The organism is Mesorhizobium sp. M0496, from assembly GCF_040321205.1.
Taxonomy (GTDB): Bacteria; Pseudomonadota; Alphaproteobacteria; order Rhizobiales; family Rhizobiaceae; genus Mesorhizobium.
In genome coordinates, this window is the sequence record NZ_JAMYRC010000018.1 from 1 (window position 1) to 16,030 (window position 16,030).

A 16,030-nucleotide genomic window follows, 5' to 3' on the forward strand; every position below is an offset into this window, starting at 1 on the left:
TTACGGGCGGACAGCTCGGCCACCTTCGGTTTTGCAACGGATGGCGCGGCCCCCTCGGGCGCGTTGGACGCTATTAGCCCGGCTAGGGCGCGCGGCGAGGTGACGGCCAAGGCCATCGCCGTCAATGCGCTGATCGCCAACTATCTCAAGGCGCCGGCGATCGCAGGTTCGATCAAGGCCGACAGCGTCACCTCGGGAACCACGGAAATCGGCGGCATCGCCGTCGACCTGAAGCGCGATGGCGACTGGACCAATTTCACCGGCGGCGCTACCATTTCGGGCATTCCGGCAACCGCTGCCGGCCGGGTGAAGATCGCCGATGGCACGACCAGCATCGAGATCGCCTCAGGCGAGGCCACGGTTCACGGCATCAAGGCGGCAATCGCTCAAGCTTCGACGTTGAGCATCGCCAACGGCACGACCAGCATCGAAAGACTGGCACTCGATGTCGGTGGCGGCTCGGTGACCTTGTCCGGTACCGCTGGCCAGACGCTCAATCTCGCGGCGCAATTCTCGGCACTGCCGGCAGCACTGGTCAATGATTTTTCGCCCGGCCTCGATGCGGTGGGCACGCTCGGCGGCACGGCGCAAGTGAGCGGATCGCCGGCCGCTCCCGACGTCCATTTCAACGCGCAACTGGCTGGCATCGAAACCAGCCAGACCCGCCAGGCCGGGCTCGGGCCGCTCGCTGTCGATGCGGCCGGCAGCTACACCATGGCCGGCGGCGTTGTGCTCGATCATGCGACGCTTTCCGGCGACAAGATTTCCGGCAAGGCGGCCGGAACCCTCAACCCGAACGGCGCCAGCGATTTCGTGTTGGATCTCATCTCATCCGGCCCCAGCCTGCCTCTGACGGTCGGCAGCGCCGAGAGCCCGGTCAAGGTCGAGATCCAGTCCTTGTCGGCAAAGGTGGCGGGCGAGAGCACGCGGGCCCGTCTGGATGTGTCTGCGATCCTACCCTCGATCACCACCAGCCCGGCGAAGGTGGATGGGCTTGTCTTGGCATTGCATTCGGATGCATTCGATCTCAAGAACCGCGCAGGACCGGTTTCCGGCACGGTGTCGGTGGACAAGGTCGGTCTCGACAATCTCGTGATCGCACCTCTGATCGCCGGCAAGGTCACGGCAGCGCTCAGCGGCCGCTTGACAGCCGACGCGGTCGCCATCGACAGCGGCTCGCTCAAGAGCGATGCGCTGAACAGCCAGGTAGCGGGCCAAGTGTCGCTGCGCGACGGCGCCATGGACCTCAATCTGACGGCGGATGCCCCATCATCGGCCTTGCCGGCGGCGGTGCGCGGCATGCTTGGTGAACGCGCGCAGATCAGCGCCACGCTGAAGCGCGACCCCAATGGCAGTATCGATATAGGCGGATTGAAGCTGACCTCGGGCGCGCTGGCCGCGCAGGGGCAAGCCAGCCTTGCCGACAATAAGGTGGCCGCCGACATCAAGGGCGCGCTGAGCGACATCTCGCTGCTGTCGAAAGACGCCAAGGGCGCCATCGCTTTTGCGTTGAACGCACAGGGACCAGCGACCGCGCCGGATCTGTCGCTGACGGTCGACAGCGACCGGCTGCTGGTGGCGGCGCGCGAGATCACCGGGCTGAAGCTGACCGCTACCGGCAAGGCCGATGCCGCCAACCCGGCGGCAAATGTGCAATTGACCGGCAATGTCGCCGGCCAGGCACTGCAAGGCAGCGCGGTGCTGGCGACGGCGGACGGCAAAAGCGCCATCAACGGCCTGCTGCTGTCGCTCGGCAAGAACAGGATTTCCGGCGATCTGGCGCTGGATGAGAAGTTCGTGCCGGCCGGCACGATTGCGCTCGACCTGCCCGATATCGGCCCGCTGGCGGCGCTGGCGCTGGAAAAGGCCGAAGGCGACGTGCGCGGCACGATTGCTTTCTCGAAGAACGGCACCGCACCGCAGGTCGCGATCAAGGCGACGACAGCGTCGGTTACGCGGGGCGACCTTCAGGCGAAAGCTGTCTCTATCGATGCCCTGGTCGCCAACTATCTGGCAGTACCCGTGATCTCCGGAAAAATCCGCGCCGACACCGTCACGTCAGGCGGCACCGTGATCAGCGGCATCGATGTCGACTTGAAGCGCGACGGCGACTGGACCGGCTTTTCCGGCGGCGCAACCGTCAAGGGCATTCCGGCGCGGGCCGCTGGCCGGGTGAAAGTGGCCAACGGCACGACGACCATCGAGCTTGCGTCCGGCCAGGCGACAGTCCAGGGCATCAAGGCGGCCATCGCCCAGGCCTCGACCGTCAGCATTGCCAATGGCGCGACGACGCTGGACCGTCTCGTGCTCAACCTTGGCGGCGGCACGGCGACGGTGACCGGCAAGGTCGGCACGGCGCTCGACATCAATGCGACGCTGGCGCGGGTGCCGATGTCGCTTGCGAACAGTTTCTCGGCCGGCCTCGACGCCGCCGGCTCGATTTCGGGCACGGTGAAGGTGACGGGTGCACCGGCGAGCCCTGCGGTCGCCTTCAACATCGACGCGGCGGGTGTGCAGACATCGCAGACCCGAGGTGCTGGTCTCGGGGCGGTGAGTGTCTCCTCGTCCGGCACCTTTGCCGCCAACAAGCTGGCCTTCACCGCCAATGTCAGCGATGGCGCCGGCCTTGGCCTCAAGGGCGGCGGCACCGTGACGACGGCCGGTACGCCGGCGCTGGTGCTCGATTTCAATGGCGCCGTGCCGTTCGGCCTGCTCAGCCAGAAGCTCGCCGCGCAAGGCATGTCGCTGTCTGGAACCGCCAATGTCAACGTGCAGGTGCGAGGTCCCGCGACATCGCCTGTCATCGGCGGCAGCGTCGGCACCTCCGGCGCGCGCCTTGTGGATGCGCGCTCGGGCCTCGCGGTCAACGATCTCGCCGCCGATGTCTCGATTGCCGGCGGCGTGGCCAGGATCAACCGGCTGACCGGAACGCTGTCGACGCGCGGCAGCCTGTCGGCCAGCGGCACCGTCGGCATCACCCCGGCGCAGGGTTTCCCGGCCGACCTGTCGATCAAGCTGGTCGACGGCCGCTATACGGACGGAAGGGTGGTGACCGCCAATCTTGGCGGCGACCTGACGATCAGGGGACCGCTGACTTCCGCACCGGTAATTGCCGGTACCATCAACCTCGCCAAGACGGTGATTACGGTTCCAGACAAATTGCCGGGCTCGCTTGCGGCGCTCGACGTCAAGCACAAGAACGCGCCGGGTGCGGTACGGGCGCAGGACAAGGCGCTGCGGCCGCCGACGACAAGCGGCAAGGGCGGCGGCACGGGCCTTGCCCTCGATGTCACGGTCAATGCGCAGAACCAGATCTTCATCCAGGGCAGGGGCGTCGATGCCGAACTCGGCGGCTCGCTCAAGCTGACCGGCCCGGCCTCGTCGCCGCAAGCGGTCGGCACCTTCACCTTGCAGCGCGGCCGGCTGTCGATTCTCGGTAAGCGGCTGACCTTCACCGAAGGCACGGTCGGCTTCTCCGGCTCGCTGGTGCCCTATCTCAACCTGACGGCGACAACCACGACGACCAGCACTACCGTCACCATCCTGGTGTCGGGCGAGGCGACCAATCCGAAATTCACCTTCTCCTCGGTGCCGGCGCTGCCCGAGGACGAGGTGCTGGCGCAATTGATCTTCGGCCGCTCGATGTCGAACCTGTCGCCGCTGCAGATCGCCCAGCTCGCAGAGGCGGCCGGGCAACTGGCCGGTGTCGGCGGCTCGACGTCGCTGCTGGAAAACCTGCGCAGCGCCATCGGCGTCGACGATCTCGACGTCACCACGGACGACCAGGGCGGCACGGCGGTTTCGGCCGGCAAATACCTCAACGACCGCACCTATGTGACGATCCAGAAGGGCGACAAGCCGGGCTCGGGCAAGGCGACGATCGACCTGAATGTCGGTCGCGGTGTCAAGCTGCGCGGCGAGGCCAACGATGCCGGCGAAGCCAAGGGCGGCATCTTTTACGAGAAGGAATACTGATACTTCGGCGGGAGTTTTGGCCCCATGGCGGCTCGATGGTGGCGCTGTCCGGCCCCCAGTAAATGTCTCAGTTTAATCGACTATCGAGATTTCAGAGGAATCCGTCGCGCAGTAGCAATTTTGCGCCAAGACTGTCGTTATCACGCGAACCGCTCCCTTTCCAAAGTTGCACATTCCCTAACATGTTCTCAATCCACGCCGTCTTTGACATCATGGCCTGGATGCGGAATGTTAAAAGGCGGAAAGCCAACAATGGGAGTTAAGTCATGACAATTTATAAGAGTAATGGCGATCGCGTTCCGGATCACATCCTGGCCATGGCCGAAGACGCCAAGGCAGGCAAGGTGGATCGCCGCGAATTCCTGGCCATGGCCAGCGTCTTCGGTGCATCGACGGCAATGGCTTACGGCTTGCTCGGCCTCGCCGACCCGACGCCGGCGAAGGCCGAAGAGGTAAAAGGCAAGAAGGGCGGCACGCTGAAGATCGCCCAGTGGATCAAGGATCCCAAGGATCCGCGCAAGGCCGACTGGTCGGAAATCGCCAATGCCGAGCGCCAGGCGCTCGAGCCGCTGGTCAAGTACACACCCGAATACACATTCCGCCCCTATCTGCTGGAAAGCTGGGACGTGAACGACGACGCCACGCAGTACACGCTGCATGTGCGCAAGGGCGTGACCTGGTCGAATGGCGATGCCTTCACCGCCGCCGACGTCGTCTTCAACCTCAAGCGTTGGGCCGACAAGAAAGCCGAAGGCAATTCGATGCCCGGTCGTCTCGGTTCGCTGGTCAAGGACGACAAGCTCGACGAAAGCGCCGTGACCATGCCTGACGACCACACGGTCGTGCTGAAGCTCGGCAAGCCTGACATCGCGCTCATTCCCAACATGTGCGACTATCCCGGCTTGATCGTCCACAAGAGCTTCGACGAGAAGGGCGGCGACTTCAAGGCCTGCCCGATCGGCACCGGCCCGTTCGAGCTCGTCTCCTACGATGTCGGCCAGAAAGTGGTCTACAAGCGCCGCACCGACGACAAGTGGTGGGACGGCGAAGTGTTCCTCGATGGTCTGGAATTCATCGACTACGGCACCGATCCGGCGGCCATGGTCAGTGCTTTCGAAGCCGGTGAAGTGCACACCAATTTCGAGACTTCGGCCGACTACGTGTCGATCCTCGACGGCATGGACCTGGTGAAGTCGGAAATCGTCACGGCGTCGACCATCGTCTGCCGCACCAACATCAACAACAAGCCTTATGGCGACCAGAAGGTGCGCAACGCGCTGCAGCTCGCGGTCGACAACAATGTCGTTCTTCAGCTTGGCTACGGCAATGCCGGCACGGTCGCCGAAAACCACCATGTCTGTCAGATTCATCCGGAGTATTATGAGCTTGCGAAGGTCGCCCGCGACCCAGCCAAGGCAAAGGCGCTGATGGCGGAAGCCGGCCAGGCCGACTTCGAACACGAGCTGATCACCGTCGACGAGGACTGGCACAAGAACACCGGCGATGCGATCGCCGCCCAGATGCGCGACGCCGGCCTCAAGGTGAAGCGCACCGTGCTGCCGGGCTCGACGTTCTGGAACGATTGGACCAAATATCCGCTGTCCATGACCAACTGGAACATGCGGCCGCTTGGCGTCCAGGTGCTTGCGATCGGCTATCGTACAGGCGAAGCCTGGAACGAGACGGCCTATGCGAATCCCGACTGGGATGCCAAGCTCAATGCGGCGCTCGCCGTTGCCGACGCCGCCAAGCGCAAGGAAATGATGAAGGACATCGAGCAGATCCTGCAGGATTCCGGCATCATAATCCAACCATACTGGCGCAAGCTCTACAGCCACTCGGTCAAGGCGGTGCAGAACTATAAGATGCATCCGACCTTCGAGCGCGACTACGGCAAGGTCTGGCTCGACCAGGCTTGATCGCACCGACAAGGGGGGGAGGGACGTCGTCGTCCCTTTCCCCTGCTGTTTGCATCGTCCATGCCTGTTGGTCCGCGCTTTCTCAAAAAAGTTGCGGGACTCCAAGGCAAGGTCATGCAACAAAAACAGGGTTGATCGCATCCGAAGGCCTGTTTGATAGCCAGCCCCGCCGGTCACGGCAGGGTTGGCTTTCATAGCCGGCTCAAACCCCAACCCATCGGCAGGGGGCCGCCATGCTTTCTTTCGTTATCAGGCGTCTTGGCACCATGGCATTGACGATGCTGTGCCTGACCATGGTTGTCTTCTTCCTGATCAACCTCGAACCCAATCTGAAGAAGCTGGCGATCAGCCAGACCGAAATGCACACGTCGGCCGAGCAGCTCGAGAGTTGGCTGGTCAACCATGGCTACCGGCAAAACTTCTTCGTGCGCTATGGCCAATGGCTGGGCGTCGTGCCCAAGCAGCCGGTGACCGACCCGGCGACTGGCAAGCCTGCGCAGCGTTTCTCCTTCTGCAACGATCCGCTTGTGCCGACCTTCGCAGGCGTTTTCGAGGGCGATTTCGGCTGCTCGACCAAGTTCAAGGCAACCGTCGCTTCGAAACTGTTCCCGGCGCTCGGCGCCACCGGCATCCTTATGTTCTGGGTGCTGGCGGTGATGGTGCCGATCTCGCTGCTGGTCGGCATTCTCGCCGGCATGCGCGAGGGCTCGCGAACCGACCGCGTGCTTTCGGTGGCCTCCATCGCCTCGACGGCGACGCCCGAATATGTGTCGGGCGTCATCTTCACCGTCATCTTCGCCTCATGGCTTGGCTGGCTGAACGGCTCGGCGGCTTCGGCAAGCCAAGGCATCACCTTCTATAATTTCACGCTGCCGGTGATGACGCTGGCGATCTACGGCATCGGCTACATCGCCCGCATGACGCGCGCTTCGATGGTCGAGGTGATGACGCAGCAATATATCCGCACCGCCCGGTTGAAGGGTCTCTCCTTCGGCAGCGTGGTGGTCAAACATGCGTTGCGCAACGCACTGATCGCGCCGTTCACCGTCATCATGCTGCAGTTTCCCTGGCTGCTCACCGGCGTCGTCATCGTCGAGGTGATGTTCCGCTACCAGGGTTTTGGCTACACGCTGGTCGAGGCGGCCGGCAACAACGACATAGACCTCTTGCTCGGCTGCTCGCTGGTTTCGGTGTTCATCGTCTTGATCACGCAGCTCATTTCCGATGTCGGCTACGCGTTTCTCAATCCGCGTATCAGAGTTCAGTAGGGAGCGAAGCGGATGCCGGTTCAATATATCAGTGGCTTCACCGTCGTTCTCGAAGTGCTGTCGCGCTTCTGGCCGGTCTGGATCGCGCTCGTCATCGTCATGGGTGCGAGTTTCGCCTACAAGAAGAAGCTGGCGCTCTACGGCCAGCTGTTCGATAGCGGCGTCGGCATCGTCGGCGTCGGCATCTGCCTGTTCTGGCTGTTCACGGCGATCTTCGCCGCGACCGTATCGCCGTTCGATCCACTGGCTCAGGTCCCCATCATGAAGGACGTACTGCCGGGCGCCATCGAACCGCAATCGGGACTGACCTATCTGTTCGGCGGCGACAAGCTGGCGCGCGACGTGTTCTCGCGCATGGTCTATGGCAGCCAGATCGTGCTGATCATCGCGCCTGCCGCAACCGGCTTCGCGCTGATGGTCGGCATCACGCTGGGCCTGCCCGCGGGCTACTACGGCGGCAAGATCGACACCGTGCTATCGTTCCTGGCCAATTTGGTGCTCGCCTTCCCGGTGATCCTGCTGTTCTACCTGCTGGTGACGCCGGGCATCATGGACACGCCGATCCCCTATGGCATGGCCGGCGTGTTCTTCCTGTTTCCGATCATCTTCTTCAGCGTGCTGTTCTGGACGCGCTACAAGAACCGGCCCGATCGGCTCTACATCCTTCTCGGCATCACCCTGATCCTCGGCGGCTGGATCTATGCCGGCCTGGTCTTCGACGCCGATCCGTTGAAGATCGTGCACATCGATCCCAACCAGCTCAACATCTTCGTGGCGGTGGTGTTCGCCTCCAGCCCCGGCGTGTTCCGCATCGTGCGCGGCCTTGTGATGGACATCAAGACGCGCGACTATGTGGCGGCGGCGCAGACGCGTGGTGAATCGCCGTGGTACATCATGCTGTGGGAGATCCTGCCCAATGCGCGCGGGCCGCTGATCGTTGATGCCTGCCTGCGCATCGGCTACACCACGATCCTGCTCGGCACGCTGGGTTACTTCGGCCTTGGCCTGGCGCCGGAAAGCCCCGACTGGGGCACCGCGATCAAGGACGCCAGCCGGCTGCTGCGCTCCTTCATCCACCCGGCGCTGCCGCCGACGATCGCGCTGATGTCGTTCGTGCTGGGCTTGAACCTGCTCGCCGACTCGTTGCGCGAACAATCGATGAAAGACTGATCTGCGGGTTTCGACCCGATGCGCCTGGAAGAACCAGGCCCGAAAGAACCAGGATTGGAGCGACCCATGAATGAGGCAGTTCGAAATCCCGCCAAGCCGACCCCAACCAAAGGGCCGATTATCGAGATCGAGAACCTGTCGATCTCCTTCTTCACCCGCAAGGGCGAAATCCCTGCGGTCATGGATTTTTCCTGCACGGTCATGCCGGGCGAGGCGATGGGCATCGTCGGAGAATCCGGCTGCGGCAAGTCGACAGTGTCGCTCGGCATCATGCGCGACCTCTCCAACATCGGTAAGATCGTCGGCGGCAAGATCAAATTCCAGGGCAAGGACATGGGCGAGCTCTCCGTCGAGGAGCTGCGTGCCATCCGCGGCAATAAGATCGCCATGATCTACCAGGAGCCGATGGCCAGCCTCAATCCGGCAATGAAGGTCGGCCAGCAGTTGATGGAAGTGCCGCTGATCCACGACAAGGTATCGAAGGAAGAGGCATATAAGCGCGCGCTCGAAATGGTGCGCTCGGTCAAGCTACCCGATCCCGAGCGCATGATGCGCTCCTATCCGCACCAGCTTTCCGGCGGCCAGCAGCAGCGTATCGTCATCGCCATGGCGCTGCTGTCGAAGCCGGCGCTGCTGTTACTCGACGAGCCGACGACGGCGCTCGACGTGACGGTGGAGGCGGGCATCGTCGACCTGGTCAAGGGGCTCGGCGAAAAGTTCGGCACTTCGATGATCTTCGTCTCGCACAATCTCGGCCTGATCCTGGAAACCTGCGACCGCATCACGGTGATGTATTCGGGCGAAGCGGTTGAGACCGGCAAGATCAAGGATGTGTTCGACCGGATGCGCCATCCCTATACGCAAGGGCTGTTCCGCTCGATCCCGCTGCCCGGCGCCGACAAGAATTCACGGCCGTTGATTTCCATCCCAGGGCAATTGCCGCTGCCACACGAGCGCCCCAAGGGGTGCAATTTCGGCCCGCGCTGCCACCATTTCGTCGAGGGCGTCTGCAACGCCGCCGAGATCCCGATGATCGAGGTCGCGGGACATGAAGGCCATTTCTCGCGCTGCGTGCGCTTCAACGAGATCGACTGGGAAGCGCTGCCGCCCGGCGCCAAGAAGGTCAATGAGCGTGTCGTGCCCGGCGCGCCGGTGCTCAAGATCGAGGACCTGCGGAAATACTACAAGGTCGGCGGCAGCGAGGTGTTCGGTTCGAGCGAAGGCCGTGTCGTCAAGGCCAACGAAACGATCTCGTTCATGGCGCGCGAATCCGAGACCGTTGCCATCGTCGGCGAATCCGGCTGCGGAAAGTCGACGCTGGCCAAGGTGCTGCTCGGGCTGGAGACGGCAAGTGCCGGCAAGGTGACGCTGGGCAACAAGGAAATCCAGTCGACCGGCATCGAGAGCCGCAGCGTCGAAACCGTATCGTCGATCCAGATGGTGTTCCAGAACCCGTTCGACACGCTCAATCCCAGCCATTCGGTGGGTTCGCAGATCATCCGCACGCTGGAGAAGTTCAATGTCGGCAAGACGGTTGCCGACCGCCGCAAGCGCATGCTGGAATTGCTGGACCTGGTGAAGCTGCCGCGGGCCTTCGAGACCCGCAAGCCACGCCAGCTTTCGGGCGGCCAGAAGCAGCGCATCGGCGTGGCGCGTGCCTTTGCCGGCGACGCCAAGGTGGTGGTGGCCGACGAGCCGGTCTCGGCACTCGATGTGTCGGTGCAGGCGGCGGTGACCGAGTTGCTGATGGACATCCAGCGCAAGAACAAGACGACGATGCTGTTCATCAGCCACGATCTGTCCGTCGTGCGCTACATCGCCGACCGCGTGGTCGTCATGTATCTCGGCTATATCGTCGAGCAAGGCACGACCGATCAGATCTTCGCGCCGCCCTATCATCCCTATACCGAGGCGCTGCTGTCGGCGATCCCGATCGCCGACACCAGCGTGGTGAAGAAGCACATCGTGCTCGAGGGCGATATTCCGTCGGCGATGAACCCCCCCACAGGTTGCCCGTTCCAGACACGCTGCGGCTACAAGAAGCTGGTGCCCGACAATCTCTGCGAGACCAAGGTGCCGCCGGTCAAGCATCTCGGCGACGGCCATATGAGCCTGTGCTGGCTCGCCGACGACGTGCTGGCCAAGATGGAACCGGTGATCAGGTTCGACAAGGAGCATGCCGCGCAAGAGGGCGTGCCGGAAGACGCGCCGCATGGCGATGGTCCCGGTTTTGTCGGCACGCCACCCAAGCGGCCGCATGGCAAGACGGGCAGCGCGGAAGCCGATGCGGTGGGGCAGGCTGCCGAGGAGACCGAAGCCGTTTCGAAAGCCCGCCGTCACGAGGTCCGTGACGAGTTCTCGGAAACCGGTGCACCCGCGACGGATGCCAACGCCACCTCGGCGCCGTTCACGCCAAGAACGCTTGGCGACGGCCGTCAGGCGGAGAGTGCACGCGTGGCGCCACTTGGCGAGCGCGCCGCAAGGCGGGCCAGGCCAAGCCAGGATGCGACAAAGACGAGCGGGACGGTCGAGCCAGCCCGGCTGACCGGCGCAAGTGCCGTCGACAAGAACCGCCCGGATGGCATCGCCAGGCCTGCCAAGCCGGACGACTTGAAGCTGATCGCCGGTGTTGGCCCGAAGATCGAGCGCACCCTGAACGGTCTCGGCATCTTCACCTATGCGCAGGTCGCGGCGTGGAAGAAGGCCGAGCGCGAATGGGTCGACGACCATCTGAAGTTCCACGGCCGCATAGAGCGCGACGACTGGGTCAAGCAGGCCAAGGCGCTCGCCAAGGGCGGCGAGGCGGAATACATCAAGGTGTTCGGCAAGAAGCCGCGCTGATCGGAACGGGCGCTATTTAATTGCCGCACTCGCTCAGTTGCTGCGCATAGTCCCGCGCCATCTTGTCGGTGGCCCGGGCGTAGCCCTGCACGCCGGCATCGCCCCGGTTGCCGCGACCATAGGCGGTCCAGCCGAGATAATAGGCGAGGTAGAGATTGTAGGTGTCGTTGCGCGCGACGCCATAGCTGTCTGCGGTCTTGGAGTGATACCAGCCGACGAAATCGACGGCATCGGCGAATTTCGTGCGCCGTGCCGCCCAGTTGCCGGTCTCGCGCTGATATTGCGACCAGGTGCCGTCCAGCGCCTGCGAGAAGCCGGTGGCTGATGAGACATGCTTCCACGGGATGAAGCCGAGCAGCTTGGTGCGTGGCGGCCGGGCGTTGCTCTTGAAGCCGGACTCCTTGCGCACCGTTGCCATCAGCACGGGAACAGGGATGCCGTATTTCTGCTGGGTGCGTTCGGCGGCCGACTGCCAGTTGTCGAACCAACCGTCATTCTGGTCGAAGACGGCACAGACATTGTTGATGTGGTTGGGCGGCGTCGCGCAGGCAGAAAGTGCCAGCAGCACGCAAACCGCACCAATTTTACTAAAACTCGAACTACGCATTGGCAGAGCAATAGGCCGAAATCATAAAGGGAATCTTGCAGCGTTCGTTAATGCCTCGCCGGCGCGGTCCCTTGAAAAAATCCAATACCAGTAAATCGACGTGTTTTGTCGCTTTTTCTAAACAGATGCTGCAGAAATGCCGCCTTGGCTAAAATCACGCCCGCAAATGGCGTATTTCTGACAGCTTGCCTGGTTCGCCGGAGCTTTGATGCCAGGCATGAACGAACCGAGACGCAAACGCGGCGCCGAGCGCACCAGCAACAGAGGGCCATCGGCCATTCCGCAACTGCCGCTTAGGCGGGTGACAAATCCCTATCCGCCAATGGCCATGCTGTCGCCGGATCACATCGAGGCGATCCACCAGGCGTCGATGCATATATTGGAGAATTTCGGCATCGAGGTGATGAGCCCGCGCGCGCTGTCGTTGTTCGAGAAGGCCGGTGCAAAAGTCGATCATGCCTCAGCGAATGTCCGCATCGATCGCGGCCTGGTCGAAGAAGCGCTGAAGACCACGCAGTCCAGCTATGTGTTGACGCCGCGCAACCCGGCCAGCGCGGTTCATCTCGGCGGCAACACCATCAATTTCACCCTCGTTGCCGGGCCGCCCAACGTGCACGACATGGAGCGCGGCCGCCGCGCCGGCAATCTGCGCGATTATTCGGATCTGACCCGGCTGGCGCAGCATTTCAACTGCATCCACATGCTCGGCAACCAGGTCTGCGCACCGGTGGAGTTGCCGGCAAACTCCCGCCATCTCGACACCTACTTCACCAATCTGACGCTGACCGACAAGAGTTTCCATGTCTCGGCGATCGGCCGGGGCAGGGCGCTGGACGGCATCGAGATGATGGCGATTTCGCGCGGGTTGACGCTCGACCAGATGCGCGACGATCCCGGCATCACCACCATCATCTCGGTCAACTCGCCGCGCCGCTTCGACGAGATGATGGCCGAGGGGCTGATGACCATGGCCGAGTTCGGCCAGTCGGTGGCGGTGACGCCGTTCACGCTGATGGGGGCGATGAGCCCGGTGACGCTGGCCGGCGCGCTGGCGCAGCAGAACGCCGAGGCACTGTTCGGCGTCGTGCTGACGCAGCTTGTGCGTCCAGGCGCGCCAGTCATGTATGGCGCCTTCACCTCCAATGTCGACATGAAGTCCGGCGCGCCGGCCTTCGGCACGCCGGAGAACACCAAGGCCAACATCGCATCGGGGCAACTGGCGCGGCGCTACGGGCTGCCGTATCGCACGACGCCGGGCTCGGCCTCCAACGCCGCCGACGCGCAAGGCGCTTATGAGACGCTGATGGCGCTGTGGGGCGCGGTGCTCGGCCACGGCAATCTCGTCTATCATGCCGCCGGCTGGCAGGAGGGCGGGCTGACGGCGTCGTTCGAGAAGCTCATCATCGATGTCGAGATGATCCAGCACATGATGGAGTTCCTTCGCCCGATCGAGGTCAACGAGGCCGAGCTTGCCGTCGAGGCGCTGGGTGCGGTGCCGACCGGCGGCCATTTCTTCGGCGAGCCGCACACGCTGGAGCGCTATGCCACCGCCTTCTACCAGCCGATGCTGTCCAACTGGCAGAACTACGAGGCCTGGCAAGAGGCCGGCGGGCTCGACGCCACGGCACGCGCGACGCGGCTGTGGAAGAAGGCGCTGGAGGACTATGTCGAGCCGGTGATAGACATCGCCGTGCGCGAGGCGCTGGAGGCTTACATGGCCAGGCGCAAGGAAGCGATCGGGCAGGGCGAGCCGTGATGCTTCCCTCCTCGAATCCATTCACCCATCCAACTCACTGATATCAGAGAAAAATCCATGAAATCGCATGCAAAGGTCGTGGTCATTGGCGGCGGTGTCGTCGGGTGCTCCGTGCTGTTCCATCTGGCCCGCCACGGCTGGACCGATGTCGTCCTTTTGGAGCGAGACGAGCTGACCTCGGGCTCGACCTGGCACGCCGCCGGCGGCATGCACACCATCAACGGCGACCCCAACGTCGCCAAGCTCCAGAAATATACGATCAATCTTTACAAGGAGATCGAGGAGCTTTCCGGCCAGGCGACCGGCGTGCATCTAACCGGTGGCGTGCTTCTGGCGGCGACCGAGGCGCGGCTGGACTGGCTGCGCGGCGTCGTCGCCAAGGGTCGCTATCTCGGCATCGAGCTTGAGGAAATCTCCGCCAACGAGGCGGCCGAGTTGATGCCGCTGCTCGACCCCAAGCAATTCGTCGGCGCCGTCAGGAACAAGGAGGACGGCCACCTCGATCCCTCCGGCGTCACCCATGCCTATGCCAAGGCGGCGCGGAAACTGGGCGCCGAGGTCGAACGCTTCACCAAGGTCGAGGACATTGTGCGGCGTCCTGACGGGATGTGGCGCGTCATCACTAACAAGGGCGAGGTGGTGGCCGAGCATGTCGTCAATGCCGGCGGCCTGTGGGCGCGCGAGGTCGGCCGGATGGTTGGACTGGAGCTTCCGGTGCTGGCGATGGAGCACATGTACCTGATCACCGAGGACATGCCGGAGGTCGCTGCCTGGAACGCCAAGACCGGCACCGAAATCATCCACGCGGTCGACTTTGACGGCGAACTCTATCTGCGCCAGGAGCGCGGCGGCATGCTGATGGGCACCTATGAGAAGGCCAACAAGCCGTGGTCCGAATACCAGACGCCGTGGAATTTCGGCCACGAACTGCTGGCGCCCGATATCGACCGCATCGCACCGTCGCTGGAGGTCGGGTTCCGGCATTTCCCGGCCTTCCAGAACACCGGCATCAAGCAGATCATCAACGGGCCTTTCACCTTCGCGCCGGACGGCAACCCGCTGGTTGGGCCGGTGCGCGGGCTGCCGGGCTTCTGGGTTGCCTGCGGCGTCATGGCCGGCTTTTCACAGGGCGGCGGCGTCGGGCTGGCACTGTCCAACTGGATGATCGAAGGCGATCCCGGCGCCGACATATGGGCGATGGATGTCGCGCGCTATGGTGACTGGGCGACGATGGCCTACACCAACGCCAAGGTGCGCGAGAACTATTCCAGGCGGTTCTCGATCCGCTTTCCCAATGAGGAACTGCCGGCCGGGCGGCCACTGAAGACGACGCCGATCTATGATTTGTTGTCGGCCAAAGGCGCGCAATGGGGCGTCGCCTATGGGCTGGAGGTGCCGCTCTGGTACGCGCCGGAGGGCGTCAAGGACGAGTTCTCGTGGCGCCGCTCGAGCGATTTCACGCAGGTGGCCAAGGAGGTCGCGACCGTTCGCGACGGTGTCGGCCTGTCCGAGATTTCGAGTTTCGCCAAATACAAGGTGACGGGCGAGGGTGCGGCCGCCTGGCTCGACCGGATGCTTGCCTGCAAGCTGCCGAAGCCCGGCCGCATGACGCTGGCGCCGATGCTGAAGGAGGATGGCAGGCTGATCGGCGATTTCACGCTGGCCAATCTGGGGAAGGACGGCTGGTTCCTCGCCGGCTCCGGCATCGCCGAGCAATACCATATGCGCTGGTTCGAGAAGCACCTGCCTGACGACGGCTCGGTTCGTATCGAGGCGCTGGGCGCCAAGCTGACCGGCCTATCGATCGCCGGGCCGAAGGCGCGGGATGTGCTGGCAAAAGCCACGCGCTCCGATGTGTCCAATGCGGCGTTTCCATTCATGGCCATCGGCAGGATGGACATCGGTATGGCGCCGTGCCTGGTCGGCCGCGTCAGCTATACCGGCGATCTCGGCTACGAGATGTGGGTGGCGCCGGAGTATCAGCGCGCCGCGTTCCAGGCCCTGATGACCGCCGGCGAGGAATTCGGCATCGGCCTGTTCGGCTCGCGCGCGCTCAACGCGCTGCGGCTGGAAAAGAACTACGGCTCATGGGCGCGCGAATACCGACCGATCTACGGGCCGCTCGAGGCCGGGCTCGACCGTTTCGTCGCCTATGGCAAGGAGGCCGACTTCATCGGCAAGGCCGCGGCGCTCGCCGAGCGCAAGCAGGGCGGTAAGCTGCGCCTGCGTGCCTTCATCGTCGATGCCGACGACGCCGACGTCATCGGCGACGAGCCGATCTGGTTCGGCGGCGCCGTGCGCGGCTGGGTGACCTCGGGCGGCTACGCGCATCACTCGAAAAAATCCGTCGCCGTCGGCTATGTGCCGAAAGAGATCGCCGATGAGAGCGACGGGTTCGAGATCGAGTTGCTGGGCAAACGCCATGCGGCGCGCATGCAGCCGGCGGCGCTGTTCGACGCCAATTTCGAACGGATGCGCGCTTGAAATCAGGCAC

The 16,030-nt window shown here is 63.5% G+C and carries 8 protein-coding genes and 1 pseudogene; 8 read left to right on the forward strand and 1 reads right to left on the reverse strand.

Annotated elements, in window-relative coordinates:
* The 6 genes and pseudogenes from NKI73_RS16765 to NKI73_RS33665 form a co-directional block, all read left to right on the forward strand.
* Positions 1 to 3,975 (forward strand): translocation/assembly module TamB domain-containing protein (locus tag NKI73_RS16765; protein WP_352631534.1); only part of this gene is annotated, 3,975 nt, incomplete at its 5' end.
* Positions 3,976 to 4,241: 266 nt separating this feature from the next.
* Complete coding sequence (locus NKI73_RS16770) at positions 4,242 to 5,894, forward strand: ABC transporter substrate-binding protein (protein WP_352631536.1); 1,653 nt, start codon at positions 4,242 to 4,244, stop codon at positions 5,892 to 5,894.
* Between the two features lie 233 nt (positions 5,895 to 6,127).
* Positions 6,128 to 7,162: an ABC transporter permease gene (locus NKI73_RS16775; protein WP_352631538.1), complete on the forward strand. Its 1,035-nt coding sequence runs from the start codon at positions 6,128 to 6,130 to the stop codon at positions 7,160 to 7,162.
* A gap of 12 nt (positions 7,163 to 7,174) precedes the next feature.
* The gene (locus NKI73_RS16780; protein ID WP_352631539.1) at positions 7,175 to 8,332 is read left to right on the forward strand and encodes an ABC transporter permease; all 1,158 of its coding nucleotides are present in this window, start codon (positions 7,175 to 7,177) and stop codon (positions 8,330 to 8,332) included.
* Positions 8,333 to 8,398: 66 nt separating this feature from the next.
* Positions 8,399 to 10,702, forward strand: a pseudogene (locus NKI73_RS16785) (dipeptide ABC transporter ATP-binding protein); the annotation flags it as partial.
* A gap of 84 nt (positions 10,703 to 10,786) precedes the next feature.
* Entirely contained in the window at positions 10,787 to 11,173 is a 387-nt protein-coding gene (locus NKI73_RS33665) for a helix-hairpin-helix domain-containing protein (protein ID WP_502905579.1), read from the forward strand.
* Between the two features lie 16 nt (positions 11,174 to 11,189).
* Here the strand turns inward: NKI73_RS33665 and NKI73_RS16790 are convergent, their stop codons facing one another.
* Positions 11,190 to 11,780, reverse strand: coding sequence for a transglycosylase SLT domain-containing protein (locus tag NKI73_RS16790; protein ID WP_352631541.1), 591 nt, complete (start codon positions 11,778 to 11,780; stop codon positions 11,190 to 11,192).
* Positions 11,781 to 11,997: 217 nt separating this feature from the next.
* Here NKI73_RS16790 and NKI73_RS16795 point away from each other — a divergent pair, with 217 nt between their 5' ends.
* Together NKI73_RS16795 and NKI73_RS16800 are read left to right on the forward strand one after the other, a co-directional pair.
* Complete coding sequence (locus NKI73_RS16795; RefSeq protein WP_352631542.1) at positions 11,998 to 13,536, forward strand: trimethylamine methyltransferase family protein; 1,539 nt, start codon at positions 11,998 to 12,000, stop codon at positions 13,534 to 13,536.
* A 57-nt stretch (positions 13,537 to 13,593) separates the two neighbouring features.
* The gene (locus tag NKI73_RS16800) at positions 13,594 to 16,020 is read left to right on the forward strand and encodes a GcvT family protein (protein WP_352631544.1); all 2,427 of its coding nucleotides are present in this window, start codon (positions 13,594 to 13,596) and stop codon (positions 16,018 to 16,020) included.
* Positions 16,021 to 16,030: the final 10 nt, after the last annotated feature.

Bases quoted from the DNA above. Each gene is read 5' to 3' on its own strand.
- NKI73_RS16775 (WP_352631538.1), top strand. From the start codon at position 6,128: ATGCTTTCTTTCGTTATCAGGCGTCTTGGCACCATGGCATTGACGATG.
- NKI73_RS16780 (WP_352631539.1), top strand. From the start codon at position 7,175: ATGCCGGTTCAATATATCAGTGGCTTCACCGTCGTTCTCGAAGTGCTG.
- NKI73_RS16795 (WP_352631542.1), top strand. From the start codon at position 11,998: ATGAACGAACCGAGACGCAAACGCGGCGCCGAGCGCACCAGCAACAGA.
- NKI73_RS16790 (WP_352631541.1), bottom strand. From the start codon at position 11,780: ATGCGTAGTTCGAGTTTTAGTAAAATTGGTGCGGTTTGCGTGCTGCTG.
- NKI73_RS16800 (WP_352631544.1), top strand. From the start codon at position 13,594: ATGAAATCGCATGCAAAGGTCGTGGTCATTGGCGGCGGTGTCGTCGGG.
- NKI73_RS16770 (WP_352631536.1), top strand. From the start codon at position 4,242: ATGACAATTTATAAGAGTAATGGCGATCGCGTTCCGGATCACATCCTG.